Annotated in this window: 17 protein-coding genes; 6 read left to right on the top strand and 11 right to left on the bottom strand. The window is 63.5% G+C overall.

Annotated features, from left to right (window positions below; genetic code table 11):
- Positions 1-95: 95 nt before the first annotated feature.
- The 4 genes from NKI37_RS12770 to NKI37_RS12755 all read right to left on the bottom strand — a co-directional run bounded on the left by NKI37_RS12770 (position 96) and on the right by NKI37_RS12755 (position 7,374).
- Entirely contained in the window at positions 96-2,438 is a 2,343-nt protein-coding gene (locus NKI37_RS12770) for a putative bifunctional diguanylate cyclase/phosphodiesterase (RefSeq protein ID WP_502896363.1), read from the bottom strand.
- 112 nt (positions 2,439-2,550) lie between these two features.
- Positions 2,551-6,021, bottom strand: coding sequence for an indolepyruvate ferredoxin oxidoreductase family protein (locus tag NKI37_RS12765; protein ID WP_352789701.1), 3,471 nt, complete (start codon positions 6,019-6,021; stop codon positions 2,551-2,553).
- A 221-nt stretch (positions 6,022-6,242) separates the two neighbouring features.
- Positions 6,243-6,773: a hypothetical protein gene (locus NKI37_RS12760; protein ID WP_023671345.1), complete on the bottom strand. Its 531-nt coding sequence runs from the start codon at positions 6,771-6,773 to the stop codon at positions 6,243-6,245.
- Positions 6,766-7,374 carry a CGNR zinc finger domain-containing protein gene (locus NKI37_RS12755; protein WP_023694705.1) on the bottom strand — a complete coding sequence of 203 codons (609 nt, stop codon included), beginning with the start codon at positions 7,372-7,374 and terminating at the stop codon, positions 6,766-6,768. Before NKI37_RS12755 ends, NKI37_RS12760 begins: the two co-directional genes overlap by 8 nt.
- An 89-nt stretch (positions 7,375-7,463) precedes the next feature.
- Between NKI37_RS12755 and NKI37_RS12750 the strand changes: the two genes are divergently transcribed.
- The 4 genes from NKI37_RS12750 (at position 7,464) to NKI37_RS12735 (ending at position 12,009) form a co-directional block, all read left to right on the top strand.
- Positions 7,464-8,369 carry a branched-chain amino acid ABC transporter permease gene (locus NKI37_RS12750; RefSeq protein ID WP_023695936.1) on the top strand — a complete coding sequence of 302 codons (906 nt, stop codon included), beginning with the start codon at positions 7,464-7,466 and terminating at the stop codon, positions 8,367-8,369.
- Between the two features lie 197 nt (positions 8,370-8,566).
- On the top strand, positions 8,567-9,172 hold the full coding sequence (locus NKI37_RS12745; protein ID WP_023671348.1) for a TRAP transporter small permease subunit: 606 nt from the start codon (positions 8,567-8,569) through the stop codon (positions 9,170-9,172).
- A complete protein-coding gene (locus NKI37_RS12740) occupies positions 9,169-10,947 on the top strand; it encodes a TRAP transporter large permease (protein ID WP_352794460.1) in 1,779 nt (592 codons plus the stop codon). Before NKI37_RS12745 ends, NKI37_RS12740 begins: the two co-directional genes overlap by 4 nt.
- Before the next feature lie 33 nt (positions 10,948-10,980).
- Positions 10,981-12,009, top strand: coding sequence for a zinc-dependent alcohol dehydrogenase family protein (locus tag NKI37_RS12735; RefSeq protein WP_023694709.1), 1,029 nt, complete (start codon positions 10,981-10,983; stop codon positions 12,007-12,009).
- A 251-nt stretch (positions 12,010-12,260) separates the two neighbouring features.
- Here the strand turns inward: NKI37_RS12735 and NKI37_RS12730 are convergent, their stop codons facing one another.
- Positions 12,261-13,370 (bottom strand): TRAP transporter substrate-binding protein, encoded by a 1,110-nt coding sequence (locus NKI37_RS12730; protein ID WP_352789697.1) that lies wholly within the window; start codon positions 13,368-13,370, stop codon positions 12,261-12,263.
- Positions 13,371-13,664: 294 nt separating this feature from the next.
- Here NKI37_RS12730 and NKI37_RS12725 point away from each other — a divergent pair, with 294 nt between their 5' ends.
- Complete coding sequence (locus NKI37_RS12725; RefSeq protein ID WP_023703661.1) at positions 13,665-14,438, top strand: gamma-glutamyl-gamma-aminobutyrate hydrolase family protein; 774 nt, start codon at positions 13,665-13,667, stop codon at positions 14,436-14,438.
- Between the two features lie 10 nt (positions 14,439-14,448).
- Here the strand turns inward: NKI37_RS12725 and NKI37_RS12720 are convergent, their stop codons facing one another.
- The 5 genes from NKI37_RS12720 to NKI37_RS12700 form a co-directional block, all read right to left on the bottom strand.
- Positions 14,449-14,859 (bottom strand): hypothetical protein, encoded by a 411-nt coding sequence (locus tag NKI37_RS12720; RefSeq protein ID WP_023683514.1) that lies wholly within the window; start codon positions 14,857-14,859, stop codon positions 14,449-14,451.
- Positions 14,860-14,941: 82 nt separating this feature from the next.
- The gene (locus NKI37_RS12715) at positions 14,942-15,925 is read right to left on the bottom strand and encodes a 2-hydroxyacid dehydrogenase (protein ID WP_023671354.1); all 984 of its coding nucleotides are present in this window, start codon (positions 15,923-15,925) and stop codon (positions 14,942-14,944) included.
- The gene (locus tag NKI37_RS12710) at positions 15,922-16,944 is read right to left on the bottom strand and encodes a LacI family DNA-binding transcriptional regulator (protein WP_023671355.1); all 1,023 of its coding nucleotides are present in this window, start codon (positions 16,942-16,944) and stop codon (positions 15,922-15,924) included. The genes NKI37_RS12715 and NKI37_RS12710 overlap by 4 nt, the downstream gene beginning before the upstream one ends.
- Before the next feature lie 65 nt (positions 16,945-17,009).
- The gene (locus NKI37_RS12705; RefSeq protein WP_032906353.1) at positions 17,010-17,894 is read right to left on the bottom strand and encodes a DMT family transporter; all 885 of its coding nucleotides are present in this window, start codon (positions 17,892-17,894) and stop codon (positions 17,010-17,012) included.
- 181 nt (positions 17,895-18,075) lie between these two features.
- Entirely contained in the window at positions 18,076-18,978 is a 903-nt protein-coding gene (locus tag NKI37_RS12700) for a LysR family transcriptional regulator (RefSeq protein ID WP_023694713.1), read from the bottom strand.
- Positions 18,979-19,106: 128 nt separating this feature from the next.
- On the opposite strand from NKI37_RS12700, the gene NKI37_RS12695 reads away from it, so the two are divergent.
- Entirely contained in the window at positions 19,107-19,895 is a 789-nt protein-coding gene (locus NKI37_RS12695) for an alpha/beta fold hydrolase (protein ID WP_352789693.1), read from the top strand.
- Here the strand turns inward: NKI37_RS12695 and NKI37_RS12690 are convergent.
- Positions 19,892-20,299 (bottom strand): DUF2000 family protein, encoded by a 408-nt coding sequence (locus NKI37_RS12690; RefSeq protein ID WP_023694715.1) that lies wholly within the window; start codon positions 20,297-20,299, stop codon positions 19,892-19,894. The genes NKI37_RS12695 and NKI37_RS12690 overlap by 4 nt on opposite strands.
- Between the last annotated feature and the right edge of the window lie 30 nt (positions 20,300-20,329).

The following is a 20,329-nucleotide window of genomic DNA, read 5'->3' as shown; positions in this document are numbered from 1 at the left end:
TCTGTGTTTACCGATCATTAACCTTAACAATCAGTTAACGCCTAGACAATACAACGCTTTTTAGACGGGCTTTTCAAGCGCAATTTAATGACGGGTCAGGGCGTGGCGAGTTTTGCCGCCGGCCGCAGCTCGGCGGCGAAAGGCCAGGTCACGTTGGACATGGTCTCTATGCCCGAGGCACTGAGTGCTGCGCCAAACAGGAAGCCCTGGACGAGGTCCGGCTTGACCGAATGCACCAGGATCTTCAGCTGTTCGAAGGTTTCCACACCTTCGATGGTGACGGTCAGCCCGAGCACGCGGGTCAGGTCGACGATGCCCTTCAACAAGTCGAGCGAACGCTTGTTTTGGGTCACGTCCATCAGGAACGAACGGTCGATCTTGATCTTGTCGAGCGGCAGCTTGTGGAGGTAGCTCAGGCTTGAATAGCCGGTGCCGAAATCGTCGAGCGCGATGCGCACGCCAAGCTGCTTCAGTTCCTCGATATACTGGCGCGTCAGCGATTTGTCGTCGAGCAGCGCGGTTTCGGTGACTTCGATCTCGAGGCGGCCGGCGGCGAGCCCCGAAGTGGCAAGCGCGTCGCGAACCTTCTGGACAACGTCGCGGTTGCGGAAATCCTTGGCCGAAAGGTTGACCGAGACGCTGGTCTGGCCCGGCCATTTGGCGCATTCGGCGCAGGCAGCCGCGAGCACAAAAGTGCTGATCTCGGAAATGATGCCCATTTCTTCGGCCAGCGGAATGAAGATGCTGGGCGAAACCGGCCCGAGATCGGGATGATCCCAGCGGCACAGCGCCTCGCAACTGGCGATGCGCATGGTGTTCATCGCCACGATCGGCTGATAGACCACCCGCAGCGCCTTGCCTTCGACCGCCGTGCGCAGGTCGGCCTTCATCAGCTGGCGGTTGCGGAACGCCGCATCCATCGCTGCCTCGAACAGCCGCCAGTTGTTCTTGCCGAGTTCCTTGGCCTTGTAGAGCGCCAGATCGGCCTTGACGATCATGGCGTCGACATCGGTGTCGTCGACCCTGGACAGCACGGCGCCCGCGCTTGCCTGGATGCGCAGACCGTGGCCTGCGACGTCGACCTCGCCCTGCAGATCGGCAAAGATCTGGTCGAGCAGGCCCGTCAGATGGCTTTCATCCTCGACGCGGTCGAAGAAGATCATGAACTCGTCGCCGCCGAAACGGCTGACATTGACGCCTTGCCCGGCGACGGCCGCCAGCCGCTCGGCAACGGCATAGATAAGTCCGTCGCCGACCGGATGGCCGAGGGTGTCGTTGACGCTCTTGAAATCGTCGAGATCGAGCACCGCCAGGGCACACAGGCGGTCGCGGCTGCCCGACGCCATGGCCTCGCCGACCAGCTCATGGAAATACGCGCGGTTCGGCAGGCCGGTAAGGCTGTCATAGCGCGCCATGAAGCGGATTTTTTCCTCAGCCTCGACACGGGCGGTGACGTCCTCGAAGGTGATGACACCGAGGTCCTGATTGCCTTCACGGGCCGAGAACTCATAGTGCTGGCCATTGGAGAAGGAGACCAGCACCTTGCGGTCGCGGCCCTCGCGCAAGGCGCGCGTCAGCTGCGCTTCGACATAACGACAGTCTTTCGGCGCCAGCATGCCTCCGGCGACGCCGCGCAGGAGCAGCGAATGGATCGACCGCCCGAGCAGTTGGTCAGGCGAGCGCAGCGACATCAGATGCGCGGCTTCGGCATTGCCGACCACGACCTTGCCGTCGGGGCCGAGCATGACCAGGCCATGCGACATGGTGTTGAGCGCGCGGTTGAAGCGCTCGGCGAGCCTGGCGGCCGTCTTGCGCTCCGAAATGGCGTTGAACAGCACGGTGCGGACGTGGCTGGCCATCCGGGTGATGATGAAGATGAACGGCACGATGTAGAGGCCGAGGATGAAATCGCCGAGATGTCCCTTGAGCATCAGCCCGACCGCGATCGGCAGCACGACCGTGAAGGCCTGCACCGCAACCATGGTCTTGGAGCCGTAATTGCGGCCGACAATGGTCACCGTCGAGCCCATTATGACGGCGATGGCGGCGCTTTCCCCGAAGACATCGGGAATGAGATAGATTGAGGTGAAGCAGAAAAGCCCCATGAAGAAAGCCTGGATGGTGCCGCCAACCAGGTAGTAGCGTTCCCACTTCTTGGCTTGTTCATAAGTTTCGAAACTGCCTATGCGCAGGCCTTTGCGGATGCCGTAGTAACGGTAAAGCCCCGCCCCAAGCATAAGCGCGGCCAATGCAAGATAGGCCGGATGCCCCGAGGTAAAATAAACCAGAATGCCGATGAGGCCATGGCAAAATGCGCCAATCAGCAGGATCCCGGGATCGTTGAACAACGATCGCACGAACCCAGCATAGACGTCCTCACCTATCTCTGCGGCTTTGTTTTCTTGCATGGCCTGCGGTGTCGCACGAACCGCAGTCATGTCACATTCGCCTTAAGAAAGGTTTAGAGATGCCGTTTCGACGCTTGGCGTCAAGTCGGCTCCACCGGCGTAAACCGCGAAAATTCGTGTTCAGGTAAACAAGGCGTATCGATCACTCGGCGGCCTGAAGTTCAGGCCGCGCCGGCGTGTTGGCCAGCCGCTCGACAAGCCTTGTGCGCTCGCCCTCGGCCTTTTCGGCGCTGCCCTGCCTCACATGGCCGTAGCCGCGAATGAGCGCCGGCACCGAGGCAAGGGCGATGGCGGCCTCGATCCTGCCTGGCGCAAGTGCTTTGGCGACAAGCTCCAGATCGGCCTCATAGCCGGCCAGAAGCTGCCGCTCCATGCGCCGCTCAGTGCTGTAGCCGAACACGTCGAAGGCCGTGCCGCGCAGGCCTTTCAGCGCCGCCAGCAGGCGAAATCCCTTCATCATCCACGGGCCGAAGCTCGATTTCCTCGGCTTGCCGTCATTGCCGCGCCTGCCCATGATCGGCGGCGCCAGATGAAATTCGAGCTTTTCGTAGCTCTGGAACTGTTTTGAGAGCTCCATAGCGAAGGAGCCGTCGGTGTAGAGCCGCGCCACCTCATATTCGTCCTTGATCGCCATCAGCTTGAACAGGTTTCTGGCGGCGGCCTCGGTCACCGCGGTCGAGCCAGGCACGGCCTTGGCCTCGGCAGCACGCAAAACCGCCAGCTTCTCGGCGTAGCGCCTGCCATAGGCGGCATTCTGATAGGCAGAGAGGAAAGCGACGCGGCGGGCGATGATATCGTCCAGCGTCTTGGCGATCTCAGTGGCCTTGCCCGGCTGGGCGACCAGGCCGCGCACAAACTCCGGCTGATGCGCGGCGCGCCGGCCCCAGCGGAAGGCGGCGATGTTCATCGCCACCGCCTCGCCGTTCAATTCGATTGCTTTTTCAACGGCTTGCGCCGACAGCGGCAGCCCGCCATGCTGGAAGGCGAAGCCGAGCATGAACATGTTGGCGCCGAGCGAATTGCCGAACAATTGGGTGGCGGTGCCCGTCGCGTCGAAGAAATGCGTCTTGTCGTCGCCAGCCGCAGCGCGGATCGCCTTCTTCAGGCGCTCGATGGGCAGCGAGAAATCGGCCGAGCGGGCGAACTCGCCAGGCATGATCTCGGCGGTGTTGGCAAGGAAGATGGTATGGCCTTCGCGCACCGCGCCAAGCACCTTCTTGGCGCCGGACACGACAAGGTCGCAGCCGAGTACCAGGTCGGCCTTGCCGGCCGAAACGCGGATCGCGTGGATGTCGTCCGGCGTGCGGGCGATGCGGACATGAGTGAACACCGAACCGCCCTTCTGGGCGAGGCCGGCCATGTCGATCATGCCGCAGCCCTTGTCCTCGAGATGGGCGGCCATACCGAGCACAGCACCTATGGTGACGACGCCGGTGCCGCCGACGCCGTCGATGATCGCCGCCCAACCCTCGCTACCGAGCGGGAATTCGGCTGGCACCGGCACGCCGTCAAGCGGGTCGGAGCGCCCGGCAATGCCTTCGGCCTTCCTGATCTTGGCGCCGTGCACGGTGACGAAGGACGGGCAGAAGCCGTTGACGCAGGAGAAGTCCTTGTTGCAGCTCGACTGGTCTATTCTGCGCTTGCGGCCGAACTCGGTTTCGACCGGCTGGATCGAGACGCAGTTCGATTGCACCCCGCAATCGCCGCAGCCCTCGCAGACCAGTTTGTTGATGAAGACCCGCTTGTCGGGATCCGGGAAGGTGCCGCGCTTGCGGCGGCGGCGCTTTTCGGCGGCGCAGGTCTGGTCGTAGAGCAGCACCGAGACGCCCTTGACGTCGCGCAGCTCGCGCTGAACGAGGTCGAGGTCGTCGCGGTGGTGGATGGTGGCGCCGAAGGGGAATTCGGCCTTCCCCGCATATTTGTCCGGCTCGTCGGTGACGATGGCGATGCGCTCGACGCCTTCGGCGCGCACCTGCTTGGCGATCATGTCGACAGTCAGGCCGCCCTCATGCGGCTGGCCGCCGGTCATGGCGACGGCGTCGTTGTAGAGGATCTTGTAGGTGATGTTGGCATCGGTCGACAGCGCGAAGCGGATCGCCAGCGTGCCGGAGTGATTGTAGGTCCCGTCGCCGAGATTCTGGAAAATGTGGCCGCGCTTGGAGAATGGCGCCTGGCCGACCCATTGTGCGCCCTCGCCGCCCATGGCGGTGAAGCCGACCGTGTTGCGGTCCATCCACAGCGCCATGAAATGGCAGCCGATACCGGCGGCGGCGATCGAGCCGTCCGGCACCTTGGTCGAGGAATTGTGCGGGCAGCCGGAGCAGAAGAACGGCGTGCGCGAACCGATATCGCTGGTGTCGGCAAGCATCGCCTGGAACTGGCGCAGCTTTGCCACCTTTGCAGTGATCTCTTCCGAAGGGCCGATTGTGCGCAGGATGCGCTCGCCCAGCGCAATGGCGATCTCGTTGGGGTCGAGCGCGCCCTTGGCCGGGAACAGCCAGTCGCCGCGCTCGTCCTTCTTGCCGACGATCATCGGCTGGGTGGCGGTGCCGTAGAGGTTTTCGCGCAGTTGCACCTCGATCAGCGAGCGCTTCTCCTCGACGACGACGATGGTGTCGAGGCCGCGGGCGAATTCGGCGATATGCTGCAGGTCGAGCGGCCAGGGGCAGCCGACCTTGAACAGGCGGATGCCAATGCGGTTGGCGGCGGCCTCGTCGATGCCGATGTCTTCCAGCGCCTGGCGGACATCGAGATAGCTCTTGCCCAGCGTGATGATACCGAGCTTCGGCGCGCGGCCGCCCGAATAGACGATGCGGTTCAGGCCGTTGGCATGGATGAAGGCGGATGCAGCGGCGCGCTTGTATTCATGCAGCCGCTCCTCCTGGCCGAGCATGTCGATCTCATCGCGGATGTTGAGGCCGCCGGGCGGCATATCGAACTCCGGCACGACGATGTTCAGGCGCTCGAGCGCGGCATCGACGGAGGCCGTGGATTCGATGTTGTCCTTGACGCATTTGATAGCCGCCCAGGTGCCGGCGAAGCGCGACATGGCAAAGCCGTAGAGGCCGTAGTCGATGATCTCCTGAACGCCGGCCGGGTTGAGGATCGGCACCATGGTGTCGACGAACAGGAATTCGGTGGCGTGCGCATTGGTCGATGATTCGGCCATATGGTCGTCGCCCATCAGCGCAAGCACGCCGCCATACTTCGAGGTTCCCGCGAGGTTGGCGTGGCGGAAAACGTCGCCGGAGCGGTCGACGCCCGGTCCCTTGCCGTACCAGACCGAAAACACCCCGTCATGCTTGCCTTCGCCCATTAATTCCGTCTGCTGAGAGCCCCAGCAGGCGGTGGCGGCAAGCTCCTCGTTGAGGCCGGGCTGGAAGACGATGTCGGCCTGCGCCAGCTGCTTTTTCGCCCGCCACAGCTGCATATCGAGGCCGCCGAGCGGCGAGCCGCGATAACCGGACACGAAGCCGGCCGTGTTGAGGCCGGCCCGGCGGTCGCGCTCGCGTTGCATCAAAAGCATGCGGATGACCGCCTGTGCGCCGGACAGGAAGATGCGCTCCTTACCAAGATCGAACTTGTCGTCGAGCGCGACGTCGTGAAGCGTCATCAGGCATTTCCTCTGCGGAGACAGCACCGGGGGCGCGCAGCCAACGTAGGAGTGAGATGGCGCAGTCTTTCTCCGCTTGCAAGGCAGGTCAAACGAAATCGAAAGTGCCAGGCAAAGCGCAACGAACGATCCGCTGCCGTCGCGTATCCGGCACGAAATCGGTCCGCGGCGGTTGTCCGGCGACCAGAAATTTCCACGCAGTCGCGCCGGGCAAAGACGCGTCAGCCTTTCGAGCAATCCGGCTTCGGCTCACCCGGCAGCTTGCCGTCGGGATGGCCGGCAAGATCGGGATTGGCCGTATAGAGCTGGTCAACCACCAGCGGCCGGTCGGGAAGGATCGACTGGTCCTCGCTCGACATCAGCGTCGTGTCGATCTTCTGCAGGAACGTGCCGTCAGGACCCCTGATGCTGATCGAAATCGCGTAGGGCTTGTCCTTGACGATACAGGTCAGCGCCGGGCTTTCCAGGCTGACCTTGTCGAGCTTCGGCCAGACCTTCTGCTCGATCACCAGGGGAGGACCGCCAGCCGGATTCTGGAAGCTGGCGACCGCAACCTGGCCTTCGCCCATCGGCTGCAGGGGCCGCAGCGTCACGACATAGGTCGCCCGGGCGAGACGGTAGTTGAAGACGACGACCTTGCCGGAAACCTCGAACAGCTTGCCGTCGCCGCCGGTGTCGCGGCAGGCGCCAAGCGCAACGGCTGCAATGAGCGCAGCACCGACAAGGATCGAACGAAAAACAACCCTAGGCATTGTTGACCTCATGTGCCGCCGTGCGGCGGCGATAGTGACGGCTTGCTTTCTGGCGGTTGCCGCACACAGCCATATCGCACCAAAGGCGGCTGGAATTGCGGCTCCTGTCGAGAAACAGCCAGCTGCAATTGGGACAGATCCTGAGCCTGGCGACCGTGTCGTCGCGCAGCAGCGACAAGGCCGAAACCGCCAGCGCCGCCTCGAACGCGATCGGCGTCGATGGATCGCCGAACGGTCTACCCGGTGCGCCGATTTCGGCAGGGCTCCGATCGAGGCCGTTGGCGCAGGCCTTGAGAAAAGCGGCGAGGTCGCCGGCGGCAAGCGCACCTTTCGACACCGCGCCGCGAAACAGGCGGTCGGTCGTCTCGCGGATCGCCAGCACCACCGGCGCGATGCTGTCCGGCGAGGTCGCCTCTAGCGGTCTGCCGCCAAGCTCGGCACCGCGAAAGCCGGTTGCGGCGTTGGCGAAGCGCGCGATCTCGGCCGGATCGGCAAAACGGTCGAAAGTCTTTTCCGGATCGTTGCGCAACACCACGGTGTTGGCCGTATCGAGCGCAAGAATGCCGCCGGTGAAGCGATGTGGGCTCCAAGATACTGTCATATCAGAAATCTAACCGATAAATCGCGTTTGACAAGTTAGATTTTACGATGCAAACCTTGGCGCGGGCTCCGGCGCCCGGAAAGCTGTCTATGCTCTATTTCTTCCAGCAGGTGCTGAACGGGCTGCATTCCGGCGCGCTCTATGCGCTGCTTGCCTTCGGCTACGTGCTGACCAATGGCATCCTGCACCGGACCAATCTCGCCTATGGCGCGCTGTTCGCCTTTTGCGGCCAGACGATGATCCTGACCGTGGCCTTCGGCTATCAGGTATTGTGGCTGACCTTGCTGGCGGCAGTGGTGCTCGGCGTCGTCACGGCTTTCCTTTATGCCGCGCTGATCGGCCACGTGCTGTCGCGCAGCGTCTTCGAACCGCTGGCCGACCGCACGCCCAATGCCATTGTGGTGACGACGCTCGGCATCCTGCTGGTGCTGTCGGAAGCAAGCCGTATCGCCGCCGACACGCATGATTGGTGGCTGCCGCCGATGCTGGCGCAGCCCATCGTTTTTGCTCAGGATGCCGGCTTCCAGGCGACGCTGACGCTGATCCAGCTCATCGATTGCGCGGTGGTTCTGGCGGCAATCATGCTCGCTGCATGGGCGTTTGCCCGCTCGGGCTTCGGCCGCCGCTGGCGCGCCGTCTCCGACGATCCCAAAGCGGCTGCCATGTGCGGCGTGGACGTGCGCGCAGTGTTCCGGCATGCGGTGCTGTTCGGCGGTTTCTGCGCCGCGCTGGCCGGAATCATGGCCGCCCTTTACTACGGCAATGTCAGCTTCGGCTCCGGCCTCGTCTACGGGCTGAAAATCCTGTTCGTGACGGCGGTGGGCGGCTATCTCTCTCCGCCTCGGGCCGCGCTCGGTGCGGCCGCCTTCGGCATGGCGGAGTCGCTATGGGCCGGCTATTTCCCGATCGAATGGCGCGATGGCTGGATGTATCTGTTCCTGGTCGCGGCACTTGTGCTGATCGGTCCCGGCCGCGACCAGCAGAAGATCGCCTGATCGCCGCATCCGCTGTCAGACTTTGGTTGCATGACGCAGCAGCCGGTCGGCACTTATCCCCTGCCCCCCGTCACGACGGCGTTGATCGCGCCCATGCCATGTTGACCCGCCGAACCACGCACGGCATACCGTTGGGCCACAGCGGCGCGACGGAAAATAGGGGAGCCGGCGCGCCTTCGACCTCAGGGAGGAAATGCATGGCAGGGCTGCTCGCTCTATCCAGAACGATCGACCGTATGAACGAGTTCATCGGCCGGTGGATATCGTGGCTGATCCTGCTGGCAATCCTGGTCAGCGCCGCCAATGCCATCATCCGCAAGGTCTTCGACGTCTCGTCGAATGCCTGGCTGGAACTGCAGTGGTACCTGTTCGGCGCCGCCTTCATGCTGGCCGCCGCCTACACGCTGAAACAGAACGACCATATCCGCATCGACATCGTCTACGGCATGTGGTCGCGCCGCGTGCAGCACTGGATCGACCTGCTCGGCCATGTCTTCTTCCTGATGCCGTTCGTGACGCTGATGGTGATCTATTTTATACCCTACGTGTCGCTGTCGTTCCGCAGCGGCGAAATGTCGAACAATTCCGGCGGCCTGATCATCTGGCCGGCCAAGGCGATCCTGCTCGTCGGCTTCTTTCTGCTGGCGCTGCAGGGCATCTCCGAGATCATCAAGAAGATCGCCATCATGCGCGGCGACATGGACGATCCCAATCCGTTCATCTCGGTGCACGAACAGGCCGAGCTCGAGGCGAAAGCCCTTGCCGAAGAAGCCAAGGCGCTCGCCCAGGAGGCGCGCCCATGATCGAGTTCATCGCCCAGAACATGGCGCCGATCATGTTCGCTTCGCTGATCATCTTCCTGCTGATCGGCTACCCCGTCGCTTTCTCGCTCGCCGCCAACGGCCTGATGTTCTTCTTCATCGGTGTCGTGCTGTCGCCCTATTCGGGCGGCTCGATCAACCTGGCGTGGCCGCTGCTGCATGCGCTGCCCGACAATTTCTACGGCAGCCGGGTGATGTCGAACGACACGCTCTTGGCAATCCCGTTCTTCACCTTCATGGGCATCGTGCTGGAACGATCGGGCATGGCCGAGGACCTGCTCGACACGATCGGCCAGCTGTTCGGCCCGGTTCGCGGCGGCCTTGCCTATGCGGTGATTTTCGTCGGCGCGCTGCTTGCCGCGCCCACGGGCGTGGTCGCGGCTTCGGTCATCGCCATGGGCCTGATCTCGCTGCCGATCATGCTGCGCTACGGCTATGACCGACGACTGGCGTCGGGCGTCATCGCGGCATCCGGCACACTCGCCCAGATCATCCCGCCGTCGCTGGTGCTGATCGTTCTGGCCGACCAGCTCGGCCGTTCGGTCGGCGACATGTATGCCGGCGCGCTGATCCCCGGCCTGGTGCTGACCGGCCTTTACACGCTCTACATCCTGATCATGTCGGTCGTCCGGCCGAACTCGATGCCGGCGTTGCCGCTGGCGGCCCGCACGCTTGGCCACGGCGTGCTGTCGCTGCTCGCGGCACTGCTGGTGGCAGTCGCGGCTTCCTATGCGGCCTATCGCTACCTTGCGCCGGCGCATGGCGACAATGCCGATATCCTTGGCGCCAGCATCGGCGTGATCCTGATCTATATCGTGGCGATCGCCGACAAGGGCCTGAACATCAACATGATGTCCAGGCTGGCGCAGCAGGTGATCATCGTTTTGATCCCGCCTCTGGCACTGATCTTCCTGGTGCTGGGCACCATCTTCCTCGGCATCGCAACCCCGACGGAGGGCGGCGCCATGGGCGCGGTTGGCGCCCTGGCGATGGCGGCAATGAAGGGGCGGTTGTCGCTGGAGGTCATCAAGCAGGCGCTGGCTTCGACGACCAGGCTTTCCTCCTTCGTGCTGTTCATCCTGATCGGCGCGCGGGTGTTCTCGCTGACCTTCTACGGCGTCAACGGCCACGTCTGGGTCGAGCATTTGTTGACGTCGCTGCCGGGCGGCGAAGTCGGCTTCCTGATCGGCGTCAACATCCTGGTCTTCGTGCTCGCCTTCTTCCTCGATTTCTTCGAGCTCGCCTTCATCATCGTGCCGCTTTTGGCGCCGGCAGCCGATAAGCTCGGCATCGACCTGATCTGGTTCGGCGTGCTGCTCGGCGTCAACATGCAGACCTCCTTCATGCACCCGCCTTTCGGCTTTGCGCTGTTCTACCTGCGCTCGGTCGCCGCGCGCGTGCCCTATCTCGATCGCCTCACCGGCAAGCAGATCGCGCCGGTGACCACCGGCCAGATCTATTGGGGCGCCGTGCCCTTCGTCTGCATCCAGGTGATCATGATCGGGCTGACCATCGCCTTCCCGCAAATGGTCATGCGCTACAAGGGTGCGGCCGTCGATCCGGGAACGATCGAGATCAACTTGCCTGATATGCCAGGCCTTGCGCCTCTCGGCACACCACCACCAGCCAACGGTGGCCCATCACCCGCGGCGCCACCGTCGAACGATCTCTCGCAGCCGCCGAATTTCGGCGAGACGCCGCCCGCCAAGCCGGCGGCGCCGGCGACCGACCTGTCGCAGCCGCCGAACTTCAACTGATGTGTGAACACTGAGAACCTGAGTGAGGATGTCATGAGAGCCGTGCGCCTGGAAGCCGTGGGCAGCATTGCGCTACGGGAGGTCGACAAGCCTGTTGCGGGACCGCAGGACGTTCTGGTGCGCGTCGAAGCCTGCGGCGTTTGCGGCACCGACCGTCACCTCCTCCACGGCGAATTCCCTTCGAGCCCGCCGGTGACGCTTGGTCACGAATTCTGCGGCATCGTGGAGGCTGTCGGTGATGCGGTTTCCGGCATCGCCATCGGTGACCGTGTTACCGGCGATCCCAACATCTTCTGCGGACGCTGCAGTCATTGTCGGGCTGGCCGGGTCAATTTGTGCAGCAATCTCAGGGCCATCGGCATCCATCGCGACGGCGGCTTCGCCGACTACGTCGTGATGCCGCAGAGCCAGGCCTTTCTTCTGCCTGCGAACCTCAAGCCAACGCATGGCGCCTTCTGCGAGCCGCTGGCCTGCTGCCTGCACGCTGTCGACCTCGCCGGAATCAGACCCGGCGCTGCCGTGGTGGTGCTTGGTGGCGGCGTCATCGGCCTGCTTACCGTGCAATTGGCGAGGCTCGCAGGAGCGGCGACCATCATCCTGTCGACGCGGCAGGCCTCCCGCCGGGCGCTCGCTGAAGAACTCGGTGCAACGGCGACGGTCGACCCAAACGCGGTCGACCCGATCGAGGCGATCGCCGGCCCAGCCGGTCTTGTGCCCGGCGGGGCCGACGTGGTGCTCGAATGCGCCGGTGTCCCCGATACCGTCGAACAATCGATGCGGCTGGCGAAGTCCGGCGGCTCGGTGGTGATCGTCGGCGTGATGCCGCAAGGCGTGAAAGTGCCCTTCGAACCGTTCGACATCCTGTTTCGCGAACTGAAGGTTCTCGGCTCGTTCATCAACCCCTTCACCCACAGGCGGGCGGCGGACCTTGTCGCGTCCGGCGCAATCGAGATCGACAAGCTCATCTCAAGGCAGGTCGGCCTGGAGGAAGCCGCCTCGGTGATCGCCAATCCGGCAGCGCCCGGCGAGGTCAAGGTGTTGGTGGTGCCGGGCATGGAATGAAGGGCAGCCTCAATCCTGCGGCGTTGGCGATTGGCGAAACGGCGATGACCGCGCCCCTCTCCCCGTCACTATACGGGGACAGGATGCCGGCAGGCAGGTGAGGGGTAGCGTCAATGCTCGGAAAAATAAGCTATAATTTCGGGGCGGCTACCAAGCCCAAGGCGATCGATCGCCGAAGTTTGCGCCGCCCCTCATCCACCTGCCGGGACCTTCTCCCCGTATAGTGACGGGGAGAAGGGACAGATCCCAGCCTACAGTTTGCCGTTGCGCTGCTGGACCATCATGAAGGTGTCGTAATTGTACTCGGCCACCTGCGCCCACAGATAGTGCTCCTTGCGGAAGCCCTTGATCGAGTCCCAGATCTTCTTGAACGGTGCGTTGGTGGCTTCCATTTCGGTGTAGACCTCATTGGCCTTCTCGAAACAGGCGGCCATGATGTCCTGGCTGAACGGGCGCAATTTCGCGCCGCCGGCCACCAGCCGCTTCACCGCCGCAGGATTGAGAAAATCGTATTTCTGCAGCATGTTGGCGTCCGCCGCCTGCGCGGCGGTGTGCACAAGCGACTTGTAGGCGGGCGACAGCTCCTCGTACTTGGCCTTGTTGAACAAGAGATGGACGGTCGGGCCGCCTTCCCACCAGCCGGGATAATAGTAGTAGGGCGCGACCTTGTAGAAGCCGAGCTTCTCGTCGTCATAGGGGCCGACCCATTCGGCGGCGTCGATCGTGCCTTTTTCCAGCGCCGGATAGATGTCGCCACCGGCGATCTGCTGCGGCACGACGCCGAGCTTCTGCACCACTTTGCCGGCAAAGCCGCCGATGCGCATCTTGAGGCCGGACAGGTCGGCGACGGTGTTGATCTCCTTGCGGAACCAGCCGCCCATCTGCACGCCGGTGTTGCCGCCGGGCAGGCCGAAAAGACCCTGCGTGGCAAGAAACTCGTTGAACAGGTCGATGCCGCCGCCATGATAGTGCCAGGCGTTCATGCCGCGCGCGTTGAGCGAGAACGGCACCGCCGCACCGAGCGCCCATGTCGGGTCCTTGCCCCAATAATAGTATGACACCGTGTGGCAGGCCTCGACGGTGCCGGCAGTGGTGGCGTCGGCGGCCTGCAGGCCGGGCACGAGTTCGCCGGAGGCGAAGACCTGGACCTGGAAATTGCCGTCCGTCGCGTCAGACAGCATCTTGGAGAAGACTTCGGCGCCGCCATAGATCGTATCGAGTGACTTGGGAAAGGATGACGCCAACCGCCACGTCACTTTCGGATTGGACTGGGCGATTGCCGGTGCGGCTAGCGTAGCGGCAGCCGCCGCTGCGCCCACGCCGGTGACCCCGGCCTTGCGGATGAATGAACGACGATCCATGCAGTTCCTCCCTATTGGACCAACAACCGATATCAGGGACATCTCCTCACGTACGGTATCGATTTGCCCGAAACAATACACGGGCAAAAGGTCGAGTCCAGCATGGTGGCGGGATTTGACGGCGGCGCTGGCGACAAATCCGCGGGCCGGCCGGCCAGCCTGCAACTATAGTCTAACGTTCGCCGCGTGGCCCATGCGAGATGGCGAAACTTGCCATGGAAAAGCGCCTTCGGATCGCCTATTTTGCAGGCACAATAGCTATTCGCTTCGCGCCAAATGGAATCCGGACCCAAAATGCACCAGCCGCTCGTCGCCATATCAACCGACGTCCGTCAGTTCGACAACTACACCTGGCATGCCGTCCCGCAGCAATATATCGAGGCAGCACTTTCCGGCGCCGGCGTGTTCCCGCTTTTGGTGCCGTCATTCGGTGACCGGCTCGACTTCGACGAGCTGTTGTCTTCGGTCGACGGTGTCATGGTCACTGGCTCGAAGTCCAACGTGCATCCATCGCTCTATGGCGGCGACGCCAGCGAAGCCAACGGCCCCTACGACCCGGCGCGCGATTCCACCACGCTGCCGCTAATCCGCAAGGCGATCGAGCGCGGCGTGCCGCTGCTTGCCATCTGCCGCGGCATCCAGGAGTTGAACGTTGCGCTGGGCGGCACGCTTGGCACCGAGATCCAGGAGCGCGAAGGCTCGCTCGACCATCGCGCGCCGGTGAGCGACAACCAGGACGAACGCTTCGCCATTCACCAGACCATTTCGATCAAGCCGGGCAGCTGCCTGGCCGGCGTGTTTGGCGCCGGCGACATCAAGGTCAACTCGCTGCACCGCCAAGGCATCGACCGGCTCGGCTCGAAGCTGCAGGTCGAGGCGGTTGCCGGCGACGGCACGGTGGAGGCAGTTTCGGTGAAGGACGCCCGCGCCTTCGCCGTCGGCGTGCAATGGCACCCCGAATACTGGGTCAAGTCGGACGGCAACTCGGCCAAGATCTTCCGCGCCTTCGGCGATGCGGTGCGCCTGCATGCGGCGGCGAAGGCCGGCGCGCGGGCGGCGGCGGAATAAATCCCGACGATCAATTGCCGGCGGATTGATCCCGTTCGCCGGTTGTCGCCAGCGAAAGCAGCGGCGTGGCCGGAGCGTAGGATTCGTAGCCGTCGCCATCCGCAACCGAGAAGGTGACGATCGGGTCGGTGCCGTCGGCGCTGAACGCGATCGTGCCGTCCTCGCCCTCTCGCCAGAATTTTGCCCGCTCGATCCCCGGCAGCAGCCCGCGGCAGTTCGGCGCCACGGTCAACAGCGACAGGCCATCGTCAATCGCGGCGCCGCGGCTAACCGCGCAGTCGCCTTCGTCGCCATTGGCGACCAGCCTGAAGGTGGTTGCCGGCCTTGCTTCATTGGCCGAACTTTCACTGCTGCCGCCGTGAAACAGCTGAAAGCCGGCGAAAAGTGCCGCTGCCGCAATCAATGCCGGAAGTTTCGTCATCTTGCACTCCGCGCCCCCCGGCGCAGATGCAGAATGATTCCAAAGCGTTAAGCCGACGTTAACGAGTGTGGCAGACAGCCGCTCAGCTTCGTGGCTTGACTTGCGCCGTCTCCGGCACCGGGGTCAGTGGCCGGCGCTCGCTGAACCAGGATACCAGATTGTCGACGCACAGATCCGCCATGGCGCGGCGCGTGTGGTGCGAGGCCGAACCGACATGGGGCAAAAGCGAGGTGTTGGGCGCCTCCAGCAAAGCCTTGGGCACATTCGGTTCATCGGCGAAAACATCGAGCCCGGCCGCGGCGATGGTGCCGTTGGCAAGCGCTGCGGCGAGGTCTGCCTCGTCGACCGTGCTGCCACGGCCGATGTTGACGAAAACGCCGTTGGCGCCAAGCGCCGCCAGGATTTCGGCATTGACCGCCTTCTCCGTGGAAGCGCCGCCCGGCACTACGGAAATCAGCGTATCGACCGCTTCGGCAAGGCCCTTCAGCGTCGGGTGGTATTCATAAGCCAGACCTTCGACCTTGCGCCTGTTGTGGTAGGCCACCGGCAGCCCGAACGCTTCCAGCCGGCGCGCAATGGCAAGGCCGATGCGGCCCATGCCGAAAATGCCGACATGCCGACCGCGCAAGGTCAGCCGGCTCAGGGGATAGTTGCCCTTCTTCACCCAACTGCCGTCGCGCAGCCATTTCTCGGCGTTGTAAAGTTCACGCACGGTGTTGAGCAAAAGGCCGATCGTGGTGTCGGCGACCTCCTCGGTCAAAACATCGGGGGTGTTGGTGACCATGATGTTTTTCTTGGCCGCATGGCCGGCATCGACCGAATCATAGCCGACGCCGAAGGAGGCGATGAGTTCGAGGTTGGGCAATGCATCCATCAATGCCGCATTGACGCCGGCAAAGGACGCAATGGCGCGCACGTCATGGCGCATCTCCTCGGTGACCAGGGCGGGATCGGCTCGCTCTATCTTGACCCGCTTGAAGGTGCGGTCGATGCGCTCGACCGCATGGTCGTTGAAATGTCCTGGCACCAGAACGGCGACGGTCTGCAACGCATCAGTCTTGGTCATGCACGCTCCACCGGCTTGCCGGTCGACTGGCGCACATGCAGTTCCGGCTTGATCAGTTCCTGTGACGGCCGTACCGCCTGTCCGTTCAGCTTGTCGAGCAGCGCGCTGGCGGCACGGCGGCCGACCTCGCGCTGGCCATTCCAGACCGTGGTGAGCGCCGGTGTCGCGATTGCCGCCTCCTCGAGATCGTCATAGCCGGTGACCGAGATGTCGGCGCCCGGCACCAGGCCGGCGCGGGCAATGCCGTTCATCAGGCCGATGGCGACCAGATCATTCCAGCAGCAAGCGGCGGTTGGCTTGTCTTTAAGCGCCAAAAACTGTCCAGCCGCCTCGAATCCGCCCTGCTTGGTGCGCGGCCCGGCGATGCGCCAGGATGGCCTGACCTCAAGCCCGGCGGCCTCCATGGCGTTGAGATAGCCCTGGTAGCGGTCGCGCCCGGTCGAGGTCTGGTCGGTGCCGCCGATCATGGCGATGCGCTTGTGCCCGAGCGAGATCAGATGATTGGTGGCAAGTGCCGTGCCATAGGCATCGTCACCACGAAACACCGGCACGTCGGCGCCTTCCACGCTGCGTGCAATCAGCACCGCAGGCAGGCCGTTTTCCTCGGCCATGACGATGTCGGAGGCCGGCGTGCCGATGGCCGGCGACATGATGACGCCGTCGGCGCCGAGCTGCAGCAGCGTGTCGATGAAGGTGCGTTGCTTTTCCAACTGGTCATAATGGTTGGACAGGATGAAGGTCTGCCGGCTGCGATCGAGTTCGCTTTCGATCGAGCGCAGGATCTCGGCGAAGAACGGGTTCATGATGTCGTGCACAACGACGCCGACAATCCCCGAGCGCGAGGTGCGCAGTGAGGCGGCGCGGCGGTTGTAGATATACCCGATGGCCCGCGCATGTTCCTTGATGCGGTCACGCGTGGCGCCGGCGACCAGCGGGCTGTCGCGCAAGGCGAGGGAGACGGTGGCCGTGGAGACGCCAAGCGCATCCGCGATCGTCGAAAGCTTGATCTTTTGTGCCAGCCCTTCGCTCCCCGAGTTTTTTAAATTTTTTAAATGCGGCGTTATGCCATCGGATTCGGAGCAAATCAAAGTTTTTTCGCCAGCGCCTCCGCCTCGGCATCGACGGTCGTGCGATTGTGCAGCTGCAAACGGTGCTCGCGATGGATGATGTAAAGGCCGCTGGCGACGATGATGGCAGCACCTACGAGCGTCCAGCGGTCGGCGAACTGGTGGAAGATGATCCAGCCGGACAGGATCATCCAGACCATCTGCGAATAGGGGTACGGCGCCAGCGCCGTGGTGGTCGCCAGGCGGTAGGCCTGCACCAGCAGCCAGTGGCCGCCGGCGCCGAACACGCCCAGCATCACCAGTATGAACCAGTGCCAGCCATCCTGCGGCAGGCCATGCGAGAACGGCAGCATCGGCAGAAGCAGCACGGCCGGCGCCAGTGCCGAAAACAGGATCAGGCTTTCCGAGGTTTCGCTGGCCGACATCCGGCGCGTCATGATGACGTAAAAACTGTTCGACAGCATCGAGCCGAGCGCGAAGAGATGGCCGATGCCGAACACGCCGACGCCCGGCCTTGTAATGACGAGCACGCCGACAAAGCCCGACAGGATTGCCAGCCAGCGCCGCCAGCCGGCCCATTCACCAAGCAGCGGTCCGGCAAGGGCGGTGATCACCATCGGCCCGAAGAAGTAGATCGAGGTGGTCTCGGCCAGTTGAAGCGTTTTGAGCGCCATGACGTTGCACATCGTCGAGCCGAACAGCAGACCGCCGCGCAGGATGTGGGCCGGCAAATTGTTGGCGCGGAAGCGCGACGGCTCGCGCCAGCCGCGCAGGAAGACGCCGACAAGCAGGACATGGACGGTGAAGCGGGCCCAGGCGACGATCAGCGCCGAGACGCCGGCCAGCACCAGATATTTGCTCGAGGTGTCGAGAAAGGTGAAAAAGACATAGGTCGAAAGCATGAACAGCATCGCCGCGGGCGGCGTTGCGCTTTCGTCTGATTTTGCGGGAACGTTCAATGTCAGGCCGGGCAGGGAGGATCAACGCTTAACCTTTGCGGCAATCGCCTGCGCCCGGCAAGCCAAAAGCGACTGGCACAACAGGAGCCGCGCGCAGGCTCAGCGCGGGCCGATCCTATGCCGGCTAAAGCGCCTCGCCGGATGCCACTTGCGCCTGGAGATGAAGCCACAACGCCTGGGCGACGGGTCCGTGCGGTCGGTCGCGCCGGCGCACCGCCGCCAGGGTCTCCGTCCGGCCGGGCAGATGTGCACCAGCGATCGAGATCAGCCTCCTATCCCGCAGTTCGTCCTCGATCAGCCATGCCGGCAGATGGCCCCAGGCCAATCCGTGAAGGATCAGTTCCTTCTTCATCAGATGATCCGGCACCGAGCACTGATGCGCACCGTCGACGAGGAAATAGCTCTCCGGCGACGGCCGCCGCGCCGTGTCGCGGATCACGCACTGGGTGAAGGGCCGCATCTGCTCCGGCGCAATCTCGCGGCCAGGCGCGAACGGAAGGAACCCAGGCGCCACCACCGGCACGAGGGGCACCGCGCAGAGATGGATCCGCTCGAGATGCGGATCGGAAGGATCCGCGCGATGGAAGATGAGGTCAGCCTCGCCTTCCATCAACCGTTCGAGCGGACCGCCGACCGCCTCGTACTCCAGGTGCAGGCGTGTCCCGGTGCGTTCGGCAAAGAAGCCGCTGAGCATAGGCAGGATTTGCGGTCGCGGGCACAGATCACCCACGACCACACGCAGGACCGTCTCCTCGCCACTCGCCAACTGGCCCGCATAGGTTCGCAGATGGTCGAGCTCGCGCAATGTCAGCTGCGCTCGCGCGTGAAACTCGCGGCCCGCCTCCGTCAGCCCCACCCGATATCCGCTGCGGTCGAGAAGTGTGAGCCCGAGCAACTGCTCGAGGCGTGCGACAGCGGCGAAGACGGATGGATGCGATCGGTTCAAGGCAAGGGCGGCCGCCTGGAAGCTGCCCTCGCTTGCCACGGCGTCAAAGCACCGTAGGTCGTGGAGTTTCAGACCATTCATTATCGCCAAAACCTACTGAGATTGTCCAATCATAGTAATTTTCCTGGATAATTACGAGGCCTAGGGTGGCTCATTCAAAGGGCGGCGGGAGCATCGAACTCCTTTCGCCAGGGTGAGATGAGGACCAGATGACTGACACGCTTTATTTTACGACGGGCGACGGCTGCCGGATCGCCTATCAGCTGGCGGGGGCCGGCCCTGTACTTGTGCTCTCGAATTCCATTGCGACGAACCTGCATATGTGGGACCGGCAGCTTGCGGAATTTGCCGGATCTTTCCGGGTGCTGCGCTATGATCTGCGCGGCCACGGCAGTTCCGATGCTCCGGCCGGAGCCTATTCGCTCGATCGGCTGGGCCGCGACGTCCTTGAGCTGCTGGATGCGCTTCAGATCGCCCGCGTGCATTTCTGCGGGCTGTCGCTGGGCGGCTTCGTAGGGCAGTGGCTGGGTATCCATGCCCCGGACCGCATCGAGCGTCTCAGCCTTTCCAACACCTCGCCACATCTCGGGCCGGCTTCTTACTTTGACGGGCAGATCCGTACTGTCCTTGCTGCGAGCAACATGTCGGCCGCCGCGGACATGTTCATGCACAACTGGTTTCCCGCCTCGATGCTTGCCGGCCCAAACGAAACCGTCGACGCGTTCCGCGCGATGGTCCTGGCGACGCCGCCCCAAGGTCTCGCGGGATGCTTCGCCGCCGTACGCGATTGCGATCTGCGCCGGACTGTCTCCCTCATTACCGCCCCCACCCTGGTGATCGGTGGAGAAGACGACAAGGTAACGCTGGCAAGCCACAGCGAGGCGATCGCAGTCAGCATCCCCGGCGCCACGCTTACACTGCTTCCGGGCGTCCATATGCTGAACGTCGAGCGGCCGACTGAATTCATGAGCGCCGTTACACGCTTCCTGCTGAATTAGGCGTGCATGCGGGCGCCCTTGGTGATCTTGTCGACGAGTTTCTTGTCGGCACGCAGCGCGATGCCGACGATCTTGGCGTCCTCAGGGCCGAACTCGGCGAAGACGGCGCGGTTGGCCGCATCGAAGCCGGTGGCAAACATCTCCTCGACATAGGCTGACGCCGTCACGCCCCGCTCCAGCGCCTTCCGGTGGATGGAGTTGAGCGTCGGCCCATCGGCCGAAAGCACGATGACCGGCTGGATCGACAGAGGATTGTAAAGGTTGCCGGCGCGGTCGCGGTAGGGTTCGCCGATAATGTCGGGGAATTGCGCGACGACGCCGCTGGTCAGGAAGGCCGTGACGTTGAGCTTTTGCCAGACGGCGAGATCGTCCCGCAGCACGATTGCAAATTTCGTATCGAACACCAAAATGAGGACTCCGGAGCACGCCCATGA

Source organism: Mesorhizobium sp. M0626 (assembly GCF_040320665.1).
GTDB lineage: Bacteria > Pseudomonadota > Alphaproteobacteria > Rhizobiales > Rhizobiaceae > Mesorhizobium.
The sequence above is the reverse complement of the archived record's forward strand: the minus strand, read 5'-3'. Positions and strand labels throughout refer to the sequence as shown.

Coding starts and splice junctions, on each gene's coding strand:
- NKI37_RS12770 (WP_502896363.1), bottom strand. CDS start 2,438: ATGACTGCGGTTCGTGCGACACCGCAGGCCATGCAAGAAAACAAAGCC.
- NKI37_RS12740 (WP_352794460.1), top strand. CDS start 9,169: ATGATCGAGTTCATCGCCCAGAACATGGCGCCGATCATGTTCGCTTCG.
- NKI37_RS12735 (WP_023694709.1), top strand. CDS start 10,981: ATGAGAGCCGTGCGCCTGGAAGCCGTGGGCAGCATTGCGCTACGGGAG.
- NKI37_RS12715 (WP_023671354.1), bottom strand. CDS start 15,925: ATGACCAAGACTGATGCGTTGCAGACCGTCGCCGTTCTGGTGCCAGGA.
- NKI37_RS12730 (WP_352789697.1), bottom strand. CDS start 13,370: ATGGATCGTCGTTCATTCATCCGCAAGGCCGGGGTCACCGGCGTGGGC.
- NKI37_RS12700 (WP_023694713.1), bottom strand. CDS start 18,978: ATGAATGGTCTGAAACTCCACGACCTACGGTGCTTTGACGCCGTGGCA.
- NKI37_RS12725 (WP_023703661.1), top strand. CDS start 13,665: ATGCACCAGCCGCTCGTCGCCATATCAACCGACGTCCGTCAGTTCGAC.
- NKI37_RS12765 (WP_352789701.1), bottom strand. CDS start 6,021: ATGACGCTTCACGACGTCGCGCTCGACGACAAGTTCGATCTTGGTAAG.
- NKI37_RS12720 (WP_023683514.1), bottom strand. CDS start 14,859: ATGACGAAACTTCCGGCATTGATTGCGGCAGCGGCACTTTTCGCCGGC.
- NKI37_RS12745 (WP_023671348.1), top strand. CDS start 8,567: ATGGCAGGGCTGCTCGCTCTATCCAGAACGATCGACCGTATGAACGAG.
- NKI37_RS12760 (WP_023671345.1), bottom strand. CDS start 6,773: ATGCCTAGGGTTGTTTTTCGTTCGATCCTTGTCGGTGCTGCGCTCATT.
- NKI37_RS12695 (WP_352789693.1), top strand. CDS start 19,107: ATGACTGACACGCTTTATTTTACGACGGGCGACGGCTGCCGGATCGCC.
- NKI37_RS12705 (WP_032906353.1), bottom strand. CDS start 17,894: ATGCTTTCGACCTATGTCTTTTTCACCTTTCTCGACACCTCGAGCAAA.
- NKI37_RS12755 (WP_023694705.1), bottom strand. CDS start 7,374: ATGACAGTATCTTGGAGCCCACATCGCTTCACCGGCGGCATTCTTGCG.
- NKI37_RS12750 (WP_023695936.1), top strand. CDS start 7,464: ATGCTCTATTTCTTCCAGCAGGTGCTGAACGGGCTGCATTCCGGCGCG.